Raw genomic sequence first — 17,472 nt, forward strand, 5'->3', positions numbered from 1 at the left:
AGCAGGATGACAGGCTCCGTCAACGCTCAGGCGGCTTCAGGAATAGCCGCGGTTTCCGGTGCGGCAGGGGCGCCCGGTGTTTTCGCAGCCGATGACGTGCCGCTGATCAGGTGCGAAGTCAGCTCGGTGAGCTTGGTGTCCAGCTCGTTGAGGATTTTTTCCTGGTCGTCGATTTCGGCGATCCGTTCATCCAGCCCCGAAGCTGCCTGCTGTATGCGCTCGATGGCTTCCAGTCTGCGGCCGAAATTGCGCCGCCGCTCGCGCAGCTGCGCATCCAGTTGCGATGCGGCCGACTTGTTCCAGAGCTCGACCTCGCCAAGCGCGGACTCATAGACCACCCGCAAGCGCGTGGCCAGGGCGCGCACCAGCCGCTCGGAGAACTCAGGCTGTGACAGCTTCAGCACATTGCCGACCCCGAGGTACTGCAAATGGCTGCGCTCGATCTGCTCGAGGTCGTGCTCATAACGGATCAGCTCGGGCTCTTTGGGCGCCTGCAGCGAAAAACTGAACTCGGCATTGAGCTGGCGGAAGGACGCCGTCAGCATGGACTGGATCTCGCCGCTGAGGATCTGCGATTTCTGCAGGCCTTCGCGCAGTCGCGAGAAAGTCTGGCCATAGGCCTTTTTGACGCCCAGCTTGATGCCCGGCTGCTTCAGCGCGTGCGTCAGCTCGGCCAGCTCCGCCTTCAGGGTCGGTGTGCTGAGGAGGTTGAACACTTCCCGAAGCAATTTGAGATGCACCGAGCGCACCGCCTGGATCTTGGCGCCGCTGGTATCGAATTCGGACTGCTCCTGCTCGATGCGGCTTCGCATGTGCTTGATCACCGAAATATTTTTGCCGCGCAAGCCGCGCAACTCGATCATCTGCTCGGCCAGGTCGCGCCGGCGGATGTGCATGGCACGCCCGGCTTCCGTGCGGAGCTCGCCAATGCCGCCGCCGACTGCCGTGCGCAGGATTTTCTGGCGCTGGCCCATGACGCCCTGGCCCAACGCGAGTTCAAGCGCGGGCAGGTGGCTGGCTTCCAGCAATGCCTTGTCGCGCGTGACCTTGGCCACCAGCCCCTTTTGGGCCGAAACCGGGATGACCTGGCTCTCAGGCAGGCCGAGAATTTCGGCCGACGTTGCGCGTTGCCTGTCAATTTGCGCCTTCACCTGTTCGGGCGTGCTCAGGGCATCCCACAAGGTGTCGATCTTGTTCAGGACCACCAGGCGTGCGTCCGTGCCGTCGCCGTCGGTGATCAGGTGCTCACGCCAGATCGACAGGTCGGATTTGGTGACGCCTGTATCGGCCGCCAGGATGAAGACCACCGCATGCGCCTGCGGGATCAGGCTCACGGTCAGTTCAGGCTCAGCGCCGATGGCGTTCAGGCCGGGTGTATCCAGGATGACCAGGCCCTGCTTGAGCAGCGGATGGGCAATGTTGATGAGCGCATGGCGCCATTTGGGAACCTCAACAAGGCCGTCGGTGCCGGTCAGCGGGTTGTCCTCCGGGCTGTTGTCGTGCCAGAAGCCCAGTGCGCGGGCCTCGTCCTTGGTGACGTGCCGCACTTCTGCGACCTTTTCAAGCGCCTGCGCCAATTGCGCCGGGTCGTTGACGTCCAGGTCCAGCCGCGTCCATTTCTCGGGCACCGCGCGCCATTCCATCAGCGCCTGTTTCTGCAAGCGCGTCTCAATCGGCAACAGGCGCAGGCAGGGCGGCACGTCCGCGTCGTAACCCAGCTCGGTCGGGCACATCGTCGTGCGGCCGGCGCTGGCCGGCATGATGCGGCGGCCATAGCCGGCAAAAAAGATCGCGTTGATCAGTTCGGACTTGCCGCGCGAGAACTCCGCCACGAAAGCCACCATGACCTTGTCGGAACGCACCTGTGACTCAAGCCGCTGCAGGCGCTCCTCGACCGCCGCATCCAGCAGGTCATGGTCTTTCATCCACTCTGCAAGCAGCTTCAGACGCAGTGCAAATTCGCGCCGCCATGCGCCATGCTGGTCAAATTGTTCGTTAAAAGACATCGGTGGTCCGTCAAGTTGGTCGGTCAATATAGCATCGCGCACCGTAAAGAGCCATTGGAGCGTGTACGTAGCATCGGCTCACGGCTTCTGGCAATTCACACAATAAAACGTCGAACGCTGCCCCTGGCGGATGCTTTTGACGGGGGTGGCGCAGACCCTGCAAGGCTGCCCGGCACGGTCGTACACCATGGCTTCGAGCTGGAAGTAGCCCGATTCACCCTGGGCATTCGAAAAATCCCTCAAGGTGCTCCCGCCTTTTGTAACAGCCTGTGCCAGCACCTGCCGGATGGCTCCGTGCAGTAGCGCTGCCCGCGGCTTGCTGATGCGGCTGGCCCGGGTGGTCGGCCGAATGCCCGCCAGGAAGAGCGCTTCGGAGGCATAAATGTTGCCGACGCCCACCACGGCCTCCCCGCCCAGCAACACCTGCTTGATCGCCGTGTTGCGCAGCTTCAGCGCCCGGTGAAACGCCGCGGCCTCGAATTCGTCGCTCAGCGGCTCCACACCCAGCCGGCCCAACAGCTTCTGGGCTGCGGGGGTGTGTTCTCCGCGGGCATAGACCACCGCGCCGAAGCGGCGGGGATCGTTCAGCCGCAACGTCCCCTGGGTGGTGACCATCTCAAAGTGATCGTGCTTGCCCGGCAGGGGAAAGCCGGTGCCAAAACTCACGCTGCCGGACATTCCCAGATGGATCAGCAGCAGGCCCTCGCTCAGGTCGACCAACAGGTATTTGCCGCGCCGGCGCACCGCCAGCACCTGCTGGCCGGCCAGCAGCGCGGGCTTGCAACCCAGCGGCCAGCGCAGCGGTTTCCCCACCTGGACGCTTTCGATATGGGCGCCTGCAATGCGGTCCGCAAAACTCAGGCGGGTGACTTCAACTTCTGGCAGTTCGGGCATAGGCTCATCAATTGGGGGAATAGTCAGTCAGCGCAAGGGCCTTGCAGTTCTGGATGTGCGGCAAGAAGGGAAAACAAGAGAAGCAGGGCTGTGTCTGGCGGTAAAGGACACCCGGCCGCAGGGTAAAGCGGCAGCGCCGTATGAACGCATCAATTATCATGGTTCGATGAAGAAAAAACTTGGCCTTGCCATCAGCGGCCTGTGGCTCGCAGCACCTTTTGTCCTGGCACAGACAGCCGAGCCCCCCGAGCCCCTGCTGGCGGCGCCTTCGACGCTGGCCGAGGCCAAGGCTGCGCAGGAGACAACGCCCTCCTCGCTCCTGGACAGCGCCCTTTTCTACCAGCTGCTGGTGGGCGAGATGACCCTGCAGGACGGCGAGCCCGCCGCCGGCTTTGCGCTCATGCTGGATGCGGCCCGCAAAACCAGCGACCCCCAGCTTTACCAGCGCGCCACGGACATCGCACTGCAGTCGCGCTCGGGCGACGCCGCACTGCAGGCCGCCCGTGCCTGGAAGCAGGACCAGCCCGCCTCGCGCGAAGCCAACCGCTATGTCCTGCAGATCCTGCTGGCGCTCAACCGCATCGCCGACACGGCCGAACCGCTGCAAACCGAAATGCGGCTGGCTTCCGAAATCGAGCGCCCGGCGGCGCTCGCCGCGGTGCCGCGCGCCTATGCCCGCGTCACGGACAAAAAGCTCGCCAGCACCGTCGTTGAGCAAGCCCTGGCCGATTACCTGGCCAACGCCGGAACCGCCGGCCCCGCCTGGACGGCGGTGGGACGCATGCGCCTCGCTGCGGGCGACGCCGGCGGTGCATTGGCTGCGGCAAAGCGCGCCCAGGCGGCCGCCCCCCAGTCGGAAGGCCCGGCGCTGGTCGCCCTGGAATTGATGGATCCGAAGCAGCCTGAAGCTGAAAGCCTGGTCCGCAACTACTTCGAAGGCAATCCCAAGGCCATGCCTGAAATCAGGATGGGCTATGCCAGGGCCCTGCTCGACGCGCAGCGCTACGCCGAGGCCAGCGCCCAGTTGCAGGTCGTGACGCGCGACAAACCCGATCTTGCGGAAGGATGGCTGGTGCTGGGCTCCCTGCAGCTGCAGGACAACCAGCTCGCCCCGGCCCAGGCCTCGCTGGAGCGTTATGTCGCCCTGGCGCAGCAACAATCGCCCGACGGCGAACGCAACCGGGGCCTGGCACAGGCCTACCTTGCCCTCTCGCAACTGGCGGAAAAGCGCAAGGACTACGCGGCGGCCGAAGGGTGGCTCGCCAAAATAGAAAACCCCGCCGACCTGGCGATGGCGCAAACCCGGCGCGCCTCCATCCTGGCCAGCCAGGGCAAGCTGGAAGAAGGCCGCCAGCTGCTGCGCAAGCTGCCCGAGCGCAATCCGGCAGACGCCCGCCTGAAGTTGAACGCGGAAGTGAGCCTGCTTCGCGAGTTCAAGCAGTACAAGCCGGCCTATGACCTCCTCGCGCAGGCGCTGGCCAAAACGCCGGATGAGCCCGACCTGCTGTACGACCAGGCCATGATGGCCGAAAAACTCGGTGACCTGGACGGCATGGAACGCCTGCTGCGCCGGGTCATCCAGGTCAAGCCCGACCAGCACCATGCCTACAACGCCCTCGGATATTCGTTTGCAGACCGCAATGTGCGGCTGCCGGAAGCACGCCAGCTGATCCAGAAAGCGCTGGAATTCGCGCCGTCCGATCCCTTCATCCGCGACAGCCTGGGCTGGGTGGAATTTCGCATGGGCAATAACGCCGAGGCCGTGCAGATTTTTGAGGCCGCCTACAAGGCCAAGCCCGATGCGGAGATCGCCGCGCATTTCGGCGAAGTGCTCTGGGCCATGGGCCAGCGCGACCGCGCCATCGCCATCTGGAAGGAAGGCCGGCTGCTCAACCCGGAAAACGAAACCCTGCTCGAAACGCTCAAGCGCCTGCGCGTGAAGCTGTAACCGGAAACCCTCACCTTGCCGCTCCTTTTTCGCACGCGCCCGGCGCACCTGGCTTTTCTTTGGGCAAGCGTTTTTGCTCTCCTTTTGATAGCAGGGTGTGCACAGCCCATAAGGGCTACAGGCCAAAATGGCTTGAATAGTGAATTTTGGTCCGGCCGCATCAGTTTGCAGGTGCAAAGTGAGCCCGCACAATCTTTTTCCGCCAGCTTCGAGCTCAAGGGCCGGCCCGAGCGGGGTGAACTCTCGCTGATCAGCCCCCTGGGCAGCGTCCTCGGCGTGCTGCGCTGGTCGCCTGGCGAGGCCGTGCTGGACTCAGGCAACGGCAAGATCCAGCGCTTTGCGTCCGTCGACGAATTGATGGCGCAGGCCACCGGCGCGGCCGTTCCGCTGGCTGCGCTCTTCGCATGGCTTCAGGGCGAGCCCGCCAGCGCCAGCGGCTGGTCTGCCGACCTTTCCCGCCACCAGGAAGGCCGTATTTCCGCCAAAAGAACCGATCCCGCGCCGCAAGCCGACCTGCGCGTTGTGCTTGACCAGTAACGCCGGCCTTCCGCCCGCCTTCGCTTTCGCCTTCCCCCGCGCCGCCGTGCCATGACCTCACCCCTGCCGCCCTCGCCTGTTTCACCGCCCGCCCGGCCGCTCAAGGCCCTTTACGACGTTGCCGCGCCGGCCAAGCTCAACCTCTTCCTGCACATCACCGGCCGGCGGGCCGACGGCTACCACCTGCTGCAATCGGTGTTCATGCTGATCGACTGGTGCGACACCCTTCACTTTGAATTGCGCACAGACGGCCAGATCAGCCGCGAAGACCTGGGCGGCTCCGCCGGAGTTGGCGACGTGACATCGGACCTTCCCGCCGAAGACCTGGCCGTGCGGGCCGCCAGGGCGTTGCAGGCGGCCTGCGGCACGGCGCTGGGCGTTCACATCGGCCTGCACAAGCGGATTCCCTCACAAGCCGGCATGGGCGGCGGCTCCTCGGATGCGGCCAGCTGCCTGCTGGCGCTGCAGCGGCTGTGGGGCGTCAGCCTGCCGGCGCCGCGGTTGCACGCCATCGCCCTCAAGCTGGGCGCGGATGTGCCCTTTTTCCTCTCGGGCGGCAACGCCTGGGTCGAGGGCATCGGCGAAAAAATCACGCCGCTGGCCCTGCCGCCGGCCCGCTTTGTCGTGGTCAAACCACCCGCCGGGCTCCCCACGCAAGGTATTTTCAGCGCGCCGGGGCTCAAACGCGACACAGAAACTGCTACAATCCAAGGCTTTGCTGCAAATGCTGAAGGCCAAATGAAATCAGTCGATTTCGGTTTTGGCCGCAACGACTTGCAGCCGGTAGCGCAGGAGATGTGCCCGCAGATTGGCCAGTCGCTCGACTGGCTTGAACGCAAGGGACTTCAAGGGCGCATGACCGGCTCCGGAAGTGCTGTATTTGCGCAACTGCTGCACGAGGCAGATTTGCCCGACTTATCAGGTTTGCCTGATGGCTGGAAAATCCGCAAATGCAGTAATTTGGCGGTGCATCCACTGGCCGGTTGGTAAAATAACCGCTCCAAAAAAAATGCGCTGCCAAGCGACCTTAAATGGAAAAGTTTATAGGTCTGTTGTTGGCAACAACAACTGTCCTGTGTAGGGGTGTCGCCAAGCTGGTTAAGGCACCGGATTTTGATTCCGGCATTCGCAGGTTCGAATCCTTCCACCCCTGCCAAATTTCTCACCGAGGGCCATAGCCCCGGTGTTGCGGTCCCGCCCGGAGCGGGCCCGCATGACTCCTGACAGACCCGCATGATGTGTATCAGCGGGTCTGTGTGTTTTTGGAAACACGCCAGGCAAGCGGCGCTCACTGCCAAGCCCGTTGCAACGTGTTGTCCCGTGCGTCTTTTGCTTCGATAAAAATTTCAGCCACGTTCAAGTCCTTGTTGCAGCTGGGCCCCACATGCAAACGCACCACCCCGATTTCATGGTTTTCACCGGCAATGCCAATCCGAGCATGGCCTCCGACATCGCCCAGCACCTGGGCATTTCACTGGGTGCAGCCCATGTCGGCCGGTTTTCGGATGGTGAAGTCACCGTCGAGATCCAGCAAAACGTACGGGCCCGTGATGTGTTTGTGGTGCAGTCGACCTGCGCGCCGACCAACGACAACCTGATGGAACTGCTCATCATGGTCGACGCGCTCAAACGTGCTTCGGCCGAGCGCATCGCCGCGGTGATCCCGTATTTCGGCTATGCGCGGCAAGACCGCCGCCCGCGTTCGGCGCGGGTGCCGATCACGGCCAAGGTGGTGGCCAACATGCTGCAGGCCGTGGGCGTGTCGCGCGTATTGACGATGGACCTGCATGCCGACCAGATCCAGGGCTTTTTTGATATTCCGGTCGACAACATTTATGCGTCGCCGGTTTTGCTGGGCGACCTGCGCCAGAAGAATTACACCGACCTGATGGTCGTGTCGCCCGATGTGGGCGGCGTGGTGCGCGCCCGGGCGCTGGCCAAGCAGTTGGGCTGCGACATGGCCATCATCGACAAGCGCCGCCCCAAGGCGAACGTCTCCGAAGTGATGCACGTGATCGGCGACATCGAAGGCCGCAACTGCGTGATCATGGACGACATGATCGATACGGCCGGCACGCTGGTCAAGGCGGCCGAGGTGCTCAAGGAGCGCGGCGCCAAGAAAGTTTATGCGTATTGCACGCACCCGATTTTTTCGGGCCCGGCCATCGACCGCATCGCCCAGGGCGACGCACTCGATGAGGTGGTGATCACCAACACCATCCCGCTGAGCCCCCATGCAGCAAGCTGCAAGAAGATTCGCCAGCTCTCCGTGGCGCCGCTGATCGCTGAAACCATCCAGCGCATCGCCAAGGGAGAGTCGGTCATGAGTTTGTTTTCGGACCAGGACAACCTGTTCTGACCTGAAACAAAAAGCGGCTGCCGTACCCAAGAGGTCCGAGGACTTCACCGGGTGGCAGCCTTTTAAACCAGGACGAGACTGGTCGCGGTCCGTTCTTTATTGGAGTTGATTATGAAATTCGTCGCTTTTGAGCGCGCAAAGCAGGGCACGGGTGCGAGCCGCCGTCTCCGCATCACCGGCCGCACGCCCGGTATTGTTTACGGTGGCACCGGTGAACCCACGCTGATCGAAATCGATCACAACGCGTTGTTCCACGCCATCAAGAAAGAAGCATTCCATGCTTCCATCCTCGAGATGGAACTGGCCGGCAAGGCACACAAGGTCCTGCTGCGCGACCTGCAAATGCACCCGTACAAGCAGCAGATCCTGCACATCGACTTCCAGCGCGTGGAAGCCAAGACCAAGATGACCGTGAAAGTGCCCGTGCACTACAGCGGTGAAGAAGAGTCCCCGGCCGTCAAGACCGAGAACTGCCTGGTCAACCACGTGATCACCGAATTGACCGTGTCCTGCTTCCCAGCGGACATCCCCGAATTCATCGCCGTCGACCTGAAGGGCCTGAAGAAGGGTTCGCCACTGCACATCAAGGACATCACCCTGCCAAAGGGCGTGAAGTTCGTGGCCAAGGGCCAGGACAACCCGGTGCTGGTGTCGGTGTCTGCCGTTTCCGAAGAAGCCGAGGCCGATGCCGCAGCAGCCGCTGCAGCAGCCGCACCGGTGGATCCGAAAGCCGCTAAAGCCGCTGCCGCCAAGGAAGCCAAAGCCGGCGCCAAGGCCGACGCTGCCAAGCCTGCCGCCAAGAAGTAATCCACTTCCCGCACAGGCCTGAAAAGGCTCACGGCCCTTGTCCTCTTGCAGGACAAGGGCCGTTTTTCTTGATGGTCACGCGCACCTAGAATCGAGCGGATGGAAATCCTCCAATGATCAAATTGTTTGTAGGCTTGGGCAACCCAGGCCCTGAATACGAAGCCACCCGCCATAACGCCGGTTTCTGGTTTATTGACGCGCTCTCGCAAGAGCTGAAAGCCCCACTCAGCCTGGACAAGAGCTACCACGGCCAGGTCGCGCGCATCACGATCAACGGCCAGAACGTCTGGCTGCTCAAGCCGCTGACCTTCATGAATGTGTCCGGCAAATCGGTGGCGGCGCTTGCGCGCTTTTTCAAGGTCGCGCCAGAAGAGGTGCTAGTGGCGCACGACGAAATGGACATCGTGCCCGGCCAGGTCAAGCTCAAGTTCAGCGGCAGCCACGCCGGGCACAACGGCCTGCGCGACATCCACGCGCAACTGGGCACCGCCGACTACTGGCGGCTGCGCATTGGCGTGGGCCACCCGGGCGTGAAGTCCGAGGTGGTCAATTGGGTGCTGAAAAAGCCCTCACAGGAACATCGCGTGGCGATTGAGGACTGCATCGCCCGCTGCATCAAAGCCGTGCCGGAGCTGCTCAAGGGCGAGATGGAAAAGGCCACGATGATGATCCACACCAGCACGCCGCCACGGCCCAAGCCGCCGCGCAAGATCGATACGGAAGACTGAGTCAGGCAGCTTTATGCTATCTTTTTGATAGCTATAGGCCCAGGTATAGTCTAGGCTAGAGGCCGATTTGGCCAATAACTACCGGGCCGCTATCACCGGGATGACGGTTTGCAGGCGCTGGTACTTTTCCCAAAGCGTTTCCCGCGTTTCAATGTGCTGCGGGTTCAGCGGAATGCAGGCCACCGGGCAGACCTGTACGCACTGCGGCTCATCAAAATGGCCGACGCATTCAGTGCATTTGTGCGGGTCGATCTCGTAGATTTCCTTGCCCAGGTAAATCGCCTGGTTGGGGCATTCGGGTTCGCAGACGTCGCAGTTGATGCACTCGTCGGTGATCATCAGGGCCATGTCAGCCCCCTTTGCCGGTTTGACCTGCTTTGTGCGCCGCCGCCAGGGCGGACGCCACCGCCGGGCTCACCATCTGGCCGACATCGCCGCCCAGTTTGCTGATCTCACGCACCAGCGTGCTGCTGATGCATTGCAGCGGCGCGTCGGGCAGCAAAAACACGGTTTCGACTTCGGGGCGCAGCTTGCGGTTCATCGCCGCCATTTGCGCTTCGTAGTCAAAGTCGGTGATATTGCGAATGCCGCGCACCACGGCCGTTGCCTTTTGTGCCGCGCAAAAATCGACGACCAAGCCGTCAAACGGCAGCACCTTCACGCCGGCGATGCCCTGCGTGGCGGCCTGCACCTGCGCCACGCGCTCGTTCAGCGTGAAGAGGGTTTTCTTGTGATGGGCCATGGCCACCGCGATAACCAGCTGGTCGAAGAGCCCCGCCGCGCGGCGCACCACGTCGTCATGGCCCAGTGTGAAGGGGTCAAACGTGCCGGAATAAACAGCGATGCGAGGGGTAGCCATAGTGGGAATTATGCCCGCCCTGCCCTTTTTCCCATCGTGGGGCCGCTGTAACCACGAGGCAGGCAAGGCTGGCAGGTTTAGCCCTCTAGCGCGCCCAGCCCGGCCAGCAAATGGAAATGCACCGCCCCGGCCTTGCCGCTGCGGTGCACCTGCAGGCCCAGCGGCGCCAGTTCTTCGTCGCTCCAGGGCTTGGGCGCCTCCAGGTAGACCACGCCGGTCGGGCCTATGGCCTGGGCTGCGGCTTTGAGGGTGGATTCGAACAGCGCCGACTCAAAGGGCGGATCCAGCAGCACCAGCTGCAGGCTGCCTGGCGATACGCGTTTGAGGGCACTCAGGCCGTCGCCGCGCTCGATGCGGCACATATCGGCCTTGAGCTTGGCCTGCACCGCCTTGAGCTGCAGCGCCAGGGCCGGGTCCTGCTCGCACAGCAGCACGTCGGCGGCGCCACGCGAGGCGGCCTCAAAGCCCAGCGCGCCGGTGCCGGCAAACACGTCAATGCAGCGCCAGCCCGTCAGGTCCTGGCCCAGCCAGTTAAAGAGCGTTTCGCGCACGCGGTCGGGCGTGGGGCGAAGGCCGGGCTTGCTGGGCACCGGCAGCTTGGTGCGCTTGTACAGCCCGCCGATGATGCGGATCTCGCCGGGCGGAACGGTCTTGCGGCCCACCACCTTGCCGCCTTTGGGTTTGGCCGCGGTTTTGGCGGGCGCGGGGGATGACGCGGGGGTGTATTTCATGGCGCGGCGCCCAGAATGACAGTGACCATTTTTTCGGGTTGCAGCTTGCGCGCAAAAGCGGCCTTGATGTCGGCCACCGTGACCTTGTCGACCTGCTGCGTCCAGGTGTCCAGGTAGTCCAGCGGCAGGCCGTTCCAGGCGATGCTGGCGATGTTGTCGAGCAGTTTGCGGTTGCTGTCGATGCGCAGCGCAAAGCCGCCTATGAGATTGTCTTTGGCGGCCTTCAGTTCGGTCTCGGTGGGGCCCTGGGTGACAAAGTCCTTGACCACATCGCGCACCAGCGTCACGGCCTGCCCGGCCTGGTCGGGCCGCGTCTGCAGGCCCACGGTGAAGCTGCCGGCATGCAGGCCGGGCGAGAAATAGCTGTAGACACCGTAAGTCAGCCCCCGCTTTTCACGCACTTCCAGCGTCAGGCGCGAGACAAAACCGCCGCCGCCCAGGATGTAGTTGCCGACGGTCAGGGGAAAGTAGTCCGGGTCGTCGCGCTTGAAGCCGGGCTGGCCCATGAGCACATGGGCCTGCGCCGAATCAAAGGGAATGCGTTTTTCCTCGGCTTGGGCCAGCGGCGCCACTTCGGGCACCTGCGGCATGGACGGCAGTCCGGCGCAAGGCACCTGCGGCAAGCGCGACAGCAGGCGCGCCGCGATCGCATCGGCCTGCGCGCGCGTCACCGCACCCACCATGCTGATACGCGCGCGGCAGGCCACCACGCCTGCGGTATGGAAGGCGCGCATGTCGGCGATGCTGATGCGCGACAGCGTGGCCTCGGTCACCTCATAGCCGTAGGGATGCGTGCCGTACACCGCCTTCGCGTAGGCGCGGGCAATGATGCTGCCGGGCCGGGTGTAGGACTCCTTGAGCGAGGCCACCATGCGCTCGCGTTCTCGCTGCCAGATGGCGCCCGGGAAGGACGGCTCCGCGATCTGGCGGGCCGCGAGCGCCACGGCCTTGTCGAGCAGCTCGGGGTCGGTCAGCGACCGGAGCGAAAAACCCAGGCGCTCACCGGTGGCGCTGGCGCCGAACTGCGCGCCCAGATCGGCCCAGGCCTCGCTGAGCGTGTTCTCGTCCATGGCCGGCGCACCATTTTTGGCCTCCAGGCCTTTGTCCAGCATGATCGCGACCATGCTCGCCAGGCCCGCCTGGGCGGCCGGGTCGCGCCGGGTGCCGGCGTCGAAATCAATCTGCACGTCCACCATGGCAATGGCCGGGCTTTCGACCAGGTAGACCTGCGCACCGCCGGCCTGAGTCCAGTGCTGGATCGGGATGGCGGCCAGGGCGCCCGCCTGGAAATTCAAGCAAAAAATGCCTGTAGCCAAAGCCAGTATTAGGCTTGTAGCTCTCTTTTTAATAGCAATCATCATGGAAATTCAGGCCGTTCGTTCAGGTGTCAATGCCGGATGGTGACGGCCGGTTTGCGCGGTTTTCGGTTGGGATCTACGGGCTGCGGCAGCAGCGTGGCGGTGGTCATCTGGTCGTCGCCGAAGTATTTGGCGGCGACCGCCTGCACTTCGGCGGCGGTCACGCGACGCAGCCCGGCAATCACGCGCGCACTGCCGTCCAGCGGCTGGCCCAGTATCCAGTTGGAGCCCAGCTCGCGCGCCTGGCTGAACACGGAGTCGAGCTTGTAGGTTTCGCTGGCCACCCACTGGGTCTTGACGCGCCTGAGTTCCGCCTCGCTCACGCCTTCGCGCGCGATCAGGGCGACTTCGCGGCGCAAGGCCTCTGCCACCTGCTGCGTGGTCTTGCCGTCCGCGGGGACGCCGTCAAGCACAAACAGCTGCGGCCCGCGGCCTATCAACCCGTTGGAGGCTCCGGCGCCGTCGGACACCCTGTCGTCGCCCTGCCCCAGGGCACGCTCCAGGCGCGCACCACCATAGCCGTCAAGCACGGCTGCCAGCACGGTCAGGGCCAGCGCGTCGCGGCTGCCCGCCGCCGTCGGCGAGTCCGGTGCGCCGGCGACCGGATCCGCGAGATCACCGGGCTCCAGCTTGGGCACCTTGAACGACATGCCCACATAGGCCTGGCTGGCCGGCGCCTTGTAGTCGAGGCGGCGCTGGCCGTCCTGCTCGGGCTCGGTGCGCGGCTTGCGCACGGGCACCGGTCGGGCGGGGATGCCGCCGTAGTATTTTGCGGCGAGCGTTTTGACCTGCGCGACCGTCACATCGCCGGCCACCACCACGGCCGCGTTGGCCGGCACATACCAGCGACGGTAAAACTCGCGCACGTCGGCCGGCGTCATGGCGTCCAGGTCGCTCATCCAGCCGACGATGGGGCGGCGGTAGGGCGAGGCCAGGAAGGTCATGGCCGTGGCCTGTTCGTACAGTATGGCGCGCGGCGAGTCTTCGGTGCGCAGGCGCCGCTCTTCTTTCACCACTTCGATTTCGCGCTTGAACTCGTCGTCGGGCCACTGCATGTTGGCAAAGCGGTCCGCTTCCAGCCGCATCACATCCTCGAGCTTGCCGGCCGGAATCTGCTGGTGGTAGCCGGTGGCGTCGCGGCTGGTGAAGGCGTTGTCGCGCCCGCCCAGCGCGGCCACGCGCTTGGAAAAGTCACCGGGTTTGACCGTCGGCGTGCCCTTGAACATCATGTGCTCCAGCGCGTGCGCCACGCCCGAGGTGCCGTCGACCTCGTCCATCGCGCCGACGCGCACCCACAGCATGTGCACCGCCGTGGGCGCGCGGTGGTCGGGTTTGACGATGACCGTGAGGCCGTTGGCGAGCGTGAACTGCTCGACCTCGGGCTTCAGGACGGGCGCCTGCGCCAACGCGGCTGCACCGAAGCACAAGGCCAGCAAGGCGAGCGGGGCCCGTGAAAACCGGGAAAGCCGCATAAAAGAAGGGGGAAGGGGTACTGGGAGCGTCAAAAGGGCTTGCCTGGGGTGTTTCATAGAATAGCTGTGTGGCGCCGTACGCTGGCACTGCAAGGTGCAGCAAACCACTAGGACTCCACAAGCATACCCAATGTTCAGTTTTTTCAAGAAAAAATCCCCCCCTCCCGCGGCTGCGCCTTCTACGGCACCTGCGACGGCACCTGCGACGGCCCCCGCGACGGCCCCTGCCACCGCCCCGGCCGCGCCTGCGCCGGCCCCCAGCGGCGGCCTGATCGGCAGCGCGCTCGTCACACCCATTGCGATTCCAGTCCCCGGCGCCGCGCCGCCCGAGCGCGAGCGCTGGCTCAGCAAGCTGCAGGACGGCCTGCGCAAAACCGGCTCCAGCATCTCGACCGTGTTCACCGGCAGCCGCATCGACGATGCCCTGTATGAGGACCTGGAAACCGCGCTGCTGATGGCGGATGCCGGCTCCAAGGCCACAGAACACCTGCTGGCCGACGTGAAACGCCGCGTCAAGGAAGGCGGCATGACGCACCCGGTCGCCGTGAAGAACGCGCTGGTCGATTCCATCGCGTACCTGCTCAAGCCGCTGGAGCAAGCCCTGGTGATAGGCCAGTACCAGCCTACCGTGATCATGGTGACGGGCGTGAACGGCGCCGGCAAAACCACCTCCATCGGCAAACTCACGCGCCACCTCGCCAGCGAGGGCGCCTCGGTGCTGCTGGCGGCGGCCGACACCTTTCGCGCCGCGGCGCGCGAGCAGCTCAGCGTCTGGGCCGACCGCAACACGGTGGAGATCGTCAGCCAGGAAGGGGGCGATCCGGCCGCGGTGAGCTTTGACGCCGTGAGCGCCGGCAAGGCGCGCGGCAAGGACGTCGTGCTCGTCGACACCGCCGGCCGGCTGCCCACGCAACTGCACCTGATGGAAGAGCTGCGAAAAATCAAACGGGTGGTGCAGAAAGCTGACGCAACGGCGCCTCACGAGATTCTTCTGGTCATTGACGGCAACACCGGCCAGAACGCGCTCACCCAGGTCAAGGCCTTTGACGAGGCACTTCAGCTCACCGGCCTCATCGTCACCAAACTGGACGGCACCGCCAAGGGCGGCGTGCTGGCGGCCATCGCCCTTTGGGCACGTGAGCGCTCGCTGGCGTCGCCCGGCTTGCGGCCCGTGCCGGTGTACTTTATCGGCGTGGGTGAAAAGCTCGAAGACCTGGAAACCTTCAGCGCACGCGAATTTGCCCAGGCGCTGCTGGCCTGAGCGTTCCGCCCAGGCCGCCGGCTGTTGCACAAGCGACAGCAAACAAGGGGAAACACCCTAAGACAAGGCCTTGCGCAAACCGGCCGCTGTATTAAAGTCATTGGTGAACCCGCCGGCCCCCCCCCGCTCCTGGAGCCGGCCCACAGGAGGCACGCCATGACCACAACCACCGACTCTTCCACCCCCTCTACGCCTTCGGCCCCGGTCGGCGGCGAGCGCCGGGTCGACATCCTGCTGGCCCATTACGGCGAAAGCCACCAGAACCCGCGCAACGAGTTGATCCACTTCATCGCCATCCCGCTCATCATGCTGAGCCTGGTCGGCATGATGTTTGCGCTGCACCCCTATGTGGCCTATGCCTTTATCGCTGCCAGCATGGTGTATTACGCCCGGCTGTCGGTGGTGTTTTTGATCACCATGGCCGTGCTGTCACTAGCCTTTATCGGCGTGATCTTTGCCATGGGCCCGCTGGTGCTGCCGGTGTGCATCGCGATTTTTGTCGGCGCCTGGATCTTGCAGTTCATCGGCCACAAGATCGAAGGCAAGAAGCCTTCGTTTTTCGAAGACATCCAGTACCTCTGGGTCGGGCCGCTGTTTGTGCTGAGCAAACTGTTTGAAAAGCTGCACATCCGCTGGTAAGTTGCCGGGTGATTTGGCTGGTGATTCATCCAGTCTTCATGCAGCTTGAAAACCCGCCCTTCGCCTCCATTTATGAGGTTTAAACCTTTTCAAAGGCGCCCCGCTTGATCAGCAAAATTCTGCGTTTCTTCCTCAAACTCGTGCTGGGCGTTTTCGCCGCCGTGTTTGCCCTCAGCCTTTTGGCCGCGGCGCTGATTGTGGTGGTGCTGAGCGTGCTGAAGTCATTGATCACCGGCCGCAAGCCTGCCCCTGCGGTGGTGTTTGGCCGGTTCCAGCGCTATTCGCCGCAAGGCATGTGGCCGGGCCAGGGCAATGCCGCCAATCCCCGTACAGGCGATGTGGTGGACGTTGAAGTACGCGAAGTTCGCGACGACAAGCGCCTGCCTTAAATCCTTAAGCCCTCACGCCTGCGCGTGCCCTCATGAGCGGGCGCAGGCGGCGCCCGCCGCACGGCGCGAACGGGCCGATGCGACGGCGAACAGCAGCAGCAATGCGGCCACCATCGCCAGGACCACCACCCCCGCCGCAACACCGCCTACCGAGGCCAGGCCCCAGCCGTCGATGACGCGCCCGCCGATCAGCGCGCCCAGGCCTATGCCCACATTGGCGCCGGAAATATTGAGCGAGGCCGCAAAGGCCTGTGCCTCAGGCGCCGACTTCATCACGCGCACATGGCAGACGATGAGCAGCGCCGCCTGCGCGATGCCCCAGGCGCCGAGCGCCACCGCCAGCCCCCACTGCGACGACAAGGCGGGCAGGATGGCCGCCATGGCCAGCGCCACGATCACACTAAAAAACAGCGTAGCCCCCAGCGGGCTGCGATCGACCACGCGCCCGCCCAGCGAATTGCCCAGCAGGCCCACCGCGCCAAAGCCCATCAGCCACCAGCCCACATGTGCGCTCGGGATGCCGGCCAGCCGGCCCAGGATGTCGGCCAGGTAGGTGTAGGCGGTGAACATGCCGGTGAACACCAGCACCGACAGCAACACATGGCCCACGATGATGGGGTCGCGCAGGATGCGCAGCTGGCTGCGCATGGATGCCGGCTTGGCGGGCAATGCGATGCGCGGCAGGAAAAACAGCAGCAGCATGGCCTTGGCAAACGCCACCAGCGACAGCGCGGCGAAGGCATTGCGCCAGCCGAAGGCGTCGGAGATCAACGTGCCGATGGGAATGCCCAGCACGGTGGCCGCCACGATGCCGAAGGCGATCATGGAAATCGCCTTGCCGGCGCGCGCCGGGCCGGTCAATTGCACAGCGGTGTCGCTGGCCAGCGCCCAGAACACCGGCAGGATCAGCGCGGGGATAAAACGCGCAATCGCCATCACGCCGATGTTGGGCGCGACGGCGGCCAGCGCATTGGCAAAGCCGATGACCACCAGCACGCCCACAAACAGCCGCTTGCGCTCCACCCCCGACAGCCAGGCCGTGAGCGGCGGGCCGGCGGCGGCCACGGTAAAGGCAAACAGCGTGACCAGCAGGCCGGCTTGCGCAATCGTCACGCGCAGGTCCAGCGCCATGGCCGGCAACAGGCCGACGATCAGGAATTCGGTGGTGAGCACCGTGAAACCGGCGGCAGAAAGCAGCAGGATGGGGAGAAGGGCAAACGGCATGGAAGTCCGGGCAATCAAAGTTGGTTTTGGGAGGCTCAAAGCGCGGCTTGCGCGGCTTGGGCCTGAGGAGCGCCAACTTTAGGAGTTACGCCTCATTCAATAAAGTAGTGCTACTGCACTTCTTTATTTCTCTATTGCAATAATGAGTTGAGTGTTCGCCGCGTGGTTTGCACGTCTTATGCTATTAATTTAATAGCATAAGAACCATGCTACACATGGGATTTAGGCCGATTTGATCAAAAGAATGCGCCGAGTGCGCA

Annotated in this window: 17 protein-coding genes and 1 tRNA gene; 10 read left to right on the plus strand and 8 right to left on the minus strand. The window is 64.0% G+C overall.

Features of this window, described 5'->3' with window-relative positions; translation table 11 throughout:
* Positions 1 to 26: 26 nt before the first annotated feature.
* Together DT070_RS02100 and mutM are read right to left on the minus strand one after the other, a co-directional pair.
* On the minus strand, positions 27 to 2,006 hold the full coding sequence (locus DT070_RS02100) for a dynamin family protein (protein WP_122953921.1): 1,980 nt from the start codon (positions 2,004 to 2,006) through the stop codon (positions 27 to 29).
* Between the two features lie 78 nt (positions 2,007 to 2,084).
* Positions 2,085 to 2,900: a bifunctional DNA-formamidopyrimidine glycosylase/DNA-(apurinic or apyrimidinic site) lyase gene (gene mutM / locus DT070_RS02105; protein ID WP_122953922.1), complete on the minus strand. Its 816-nt coding sequence runs from the start codon at positions 2,898 to 2,900 to the stop codon at positions 2,085 to 2,087.
* Positions 2,901 to 3,066: 166 nt separating this feature from the next.
* Between mutM and DT070_RS02110 the strand changes: the two genes are divergently transcribed.
* The 7 genes from DT070_RS02110 to pth all read left to right on the plus strand — a co-directional run bounded on the left by DT070_RS02110 (position 3,067) and on the right by pth (position 9,279).
* Entirely contained in the window at positions 3,067 to 4,848 is a 1,782-nt protein-coding gene (locus tag DT070_RS02110; protein ID WP_122953923.1) for a tetratricopeptide repeat protein, read from the plus strand.
* Between the two features lie 132 nt (positions 4,849 to 4,980).
* Positions 4,981 to 5,385, plus strand: a complete 405-nt coding sequence (locus DT070_RS02115; RefSeq protein ID WP_228778601.1) for an outer membrane lipoprotein LolB — start codon at positions 4,981 to 4,983, stop codon at positions 5,383 to 5,385.
* A 51-nt stretch (positions 5,386 to 5,436) separates the two neighbouring features.
* On the plus strand, positions 5,437 to 6,375 hold the full coding sequence (gene ispE / locus DT070_RS02120; protein WP_122953925.1) for a 4-(cytidine 5'-diphospho)-2-C-methyl-D-erythritol kinase: 939 nt from the start codon (positions 5,437 to 5,439) through the stop codon (positions 6,373 to 6,375).
* An 89-nt stretch (positions 6,376 to 6,464) separates the two neighbouring features.
* Positions 6,465 to 6,541 (plus strand) — tRNA-Gln (locus DT070_RS02125).
* A 228-nt stretch (positions 6,542 to 6,769) separates the two neighbouring features.
* Complete coding sequence (locus DT070_RS02130) at positions 6,770 to 7,744, plus strand: ribose-phosphate pyrophosphokinase (protein WP_122953926.1); 975 nt, start codon at positions 6,770 to 6,772, stop codon at positions 7,742 to 7,744.
* A gap of 111 nt (positions 7,745 to 7,855) precedes the next feature.
* Positions 7,856 to 8,551, plus strand: coding sequence for a 50S ribosomal protein L25/general stress protein Ctc (locus tag DT070_RS02135; RefSeq protein ID WP_122953927.1), 696 nt, complete (start codon positions 7,856 to 7,858; stop codon positions 8,549 to 8,551).
* Between the two features lie 113 nt (positions 8,552 to 8,664).
* Positions 8,665 to 9,279, plus strand: coding sequence for an aminoacyl-tRNA hydrolase (gene pth, locus DT070_RS02140; RefSeq protein ID WP_122953928.1), 615 nt, complete (start codon positions 8,665 to 8,667; stop codon positions 9,277 to 9,279).
* Between the two features lie 78 nt (positions 9,280 to 9,357).
* On the opposite strand, the gene DT070_RS02145 is transcribed toward pth, so the two are convergent.
* From DT070_RS02145 to DT070_RS02165, 5 genes are all read right to left on the minus strand, one after another.
* Positions 9,358 to 9,627 carry a YfhL family 4Fe-4S dicluster ferredoxin gene (locus DT070_RS02145; protein WP_092132787.1) on the minus strand — a complete coding sequence of 90 codons (270 nt, stop codon included), beginning with the start codon at positions 9,625 to 9,627 and terminating at the stop codon, positions 9,358 to 9,360.
* 1 nt (position 9,628) lies between these two features.
* The gene (gene coaD / locus DT070_RS02150) at positions 9,629 to 10,138 is read right to left on the minus strand and encodes a pantetheine-phosphate adenylyltransferase (protein ID WP_122953929.1); all 510 of its coding nucleotides are present in this window, start codon (positions 10,136 to 10,138) and stop codon (positions 9,629 to 9,631) included.
* A gap of 77 nt (positions 10,139 to 10,215) precedes the next feature.
* A complete protein-coding gene (gene rsmD / locus DT070_RS02155) occupies positions 10,216 to 10,869 on the minus strand; it encodes a 16S rRNA (guanine(966)-N(2))-methyltransferase RsmD (protein WP_122953930.1) in 654 nt (217 codons plus the stop codon).
* Complete coding sequence (locus DT070_RS02160) at positions 10,866 to 12,230, minus strand: pitrilysin family protein (protein ID WP_122953931.1); 1,365 nt, start codon at positions 12,228 to 12,230, stop codon at positions 10,866 to 10,868. Before DT070_RS02160 ends, rsmD begins: the two co-directional genes overlap by 4 nt.
* Positions 12,231 to 12,256: 26 nt before the next feature.
* Positions 12,257 to 13,699 carry a pitrilysin family protein gene (locus tag DT070_RS02165; protein WP_228778600.1) on the minus strand — a complete coding sequence of 481 codons (1,443 nt, stop codon included), beginning with the start codon at positions 13,697 to 13,699 and terminating at the stop codon, positions 12,257 to 12,259.
* Between the two features lie 130 nt (positions 13,700 to 13,829).
* Here DT070_RS02165 and ftsY point away from each other — a divergent pair, with 130 nt between their 5' ends.
* The 3 genes from ftsY (at position 13,830) to DT070_RS02180 (ending at position 15,988) form a co-directional block, all read left to right on the plus strand.
* Positions 13,830 to 14,960, plus strand: coding sequence for a signal recognition particle-docking protein FtsY (gene ftsY, locus DT070_RS02170; RefSeq protein ID WP_122953933.1), 1,131 nt, complete (start codon positions 13,830 to 13,832; stop codon positions 14,958 to 14,960).
* A gap of 156 nt (positions 14,961 to 15,116) precedes the next feature.
* Entirely contained in the window at positions 15,117 to 15,599 is a 483-nt protein-coding gene (locus tag DT070_RS02175; RefSeq protein WP_122953934.1) for a DUF962 domain-containing protein, read from the plus strand.
* A 104-nt stretch (positions 15,600 to 15,703) separates the two neighbouring features.
* Positions 15,704 to 15,988, plus strand: a complete 285-nt coding sequence (locus DT070_RS02180; protein WP_122953935.1) for a hypothetical protein — start codon at positions 15,704 to 15,706, stop codon at positions 15,986 to 15,988.
* Between the two features lie 30 nt (positions 15,989 to 16,018).
* On the opposite strand, the gene DT070_RS02185 is transcribed toward DT070_RS02180, so the two are convergent.
* A complete protein-coding gene (locus DT070_RS02185; protein ID WP_122953936.1) occupies positions 16,019 to 17,212 on the minus strand; it encodes an MFS transporter in 1,194 nt (397 codons plus the stop codon).
* Positions 17,213 to 17,472 lie beyond the last annotated feature (260 nt).

The sequence above is a fragment of the Polaromonas sp. SP1 genome (assembly GCF_003711205.1).
In the GTDB taxonomy this organism is placed as follows: domain Bacteria; phylum Pseudomonadota; class Gammaproteobacteria; order Burkholderiales; family Burkholderiaceae_C; genus Polaromonas.

Bases quoted from the DNA above. Each gene is read 5' to 3' on its own strand.
- DT070_RS02100 (WP_122953921.1), bottom strand. From the start codon at position 2,006: ATGTCTTTTAACGAACAATTTGACCAGCATGGCGCATGGCGGCGCGAA.
- mutM (WP_122953922.1), bottom strand. From the start codon at position 2,900: ATGCCCGAACTGCCAGAAGTTGAAGTCACCCGCCTGAGTTTTGCGGAC.
- DT070_RS02110 (WP_122953923.1), top strand. From the start codon at position 3,067: ATGAAGAAAAAACTTGGCCTTGCCATCAGCGGCCTGTGGCTCGCAGCA.
- ispE (WP_122953925.1), top strand. From the start codon at position 5,437: ATGACCTCACCCCTGCCGCCCTCGCCTGTTTCACCGCCCGCCCGGCCG.
- DT070_RS02130 (WP_122953926.1), top strand. From the start codon at position 6,770: ATGCAAACGCACCACCCCGATTTCATGGTTTTCACCGGCAATGCCAAT.
- DT070_RS02135 (WP_122953927.1), top strand. From the start codon at position 7,856: ATGAAATTCGTCGCTTTTGAGCGCGCAAAGCAGGGCACGGGTGCGAGC.
- pth (WP_122953928.1), top strand. From the start codon at position 8,665: ATGATCAAATTGTTTGTAGGCTTGGGCAACCCAGGCCCTGAATACGAA.
- DT070_RS02145 (WP_092132787.1), bottom strand. From the start codon at position 9,627: ATGGCCCTGATGATCACCGACGAGTGCATCAACTGCGACGTCTGCGAA.
- coaD (WP_122953929.1), bottom strand. From the start codon at position 10,138: ATGGCTACCCCTCGCATCGCTGTTTATTCCGGCACGTTTGACCCCTTC.
- rsmD (WP_122953930.1), bottom strand. From the start codon at position 10,869: ATGAAATACACCCCCGCGTCATCCCCCGCGCCCGCCAAAACCGCGGCC.
- DT070_RS02160 (WP_122953931.1), bottom strand. From the start codon at position 12,230: ATGATGATTGCTATTAAAAAGAGAGCTACAAGCCTAATACTGGCTTTG.
- DT070_RS02165 (WP_228778600.1), bottom strand. From the start codon at position 13,699: ATGCGGCTTTCCCGGTTTTCACGGGCCCCGCTCGCCTTGCTGGCCTTG.
- ftsY (WP_122953933.1), top strand. From the start codon at position 13,830: ATGTTCAGTTTTTTCAAGAAAAAATCCCCCCCTCCCGCGGCTGCGCCT.
- DT070_RS02175 (WP_122953934.1), top strand. From the start codon at position 15,117: ATGACCACAACCACCGACTCTTCCACCCCCTCTACGCCTTCGGCCCCG.
- DT070_RS02185 (WP_122953936.1), bottom strand. From the start codon at position 17,212: ATGCCGTTTGCCCTTCTCCCCATCCTGCTGCTTTCTGCCGCCGGTTTC.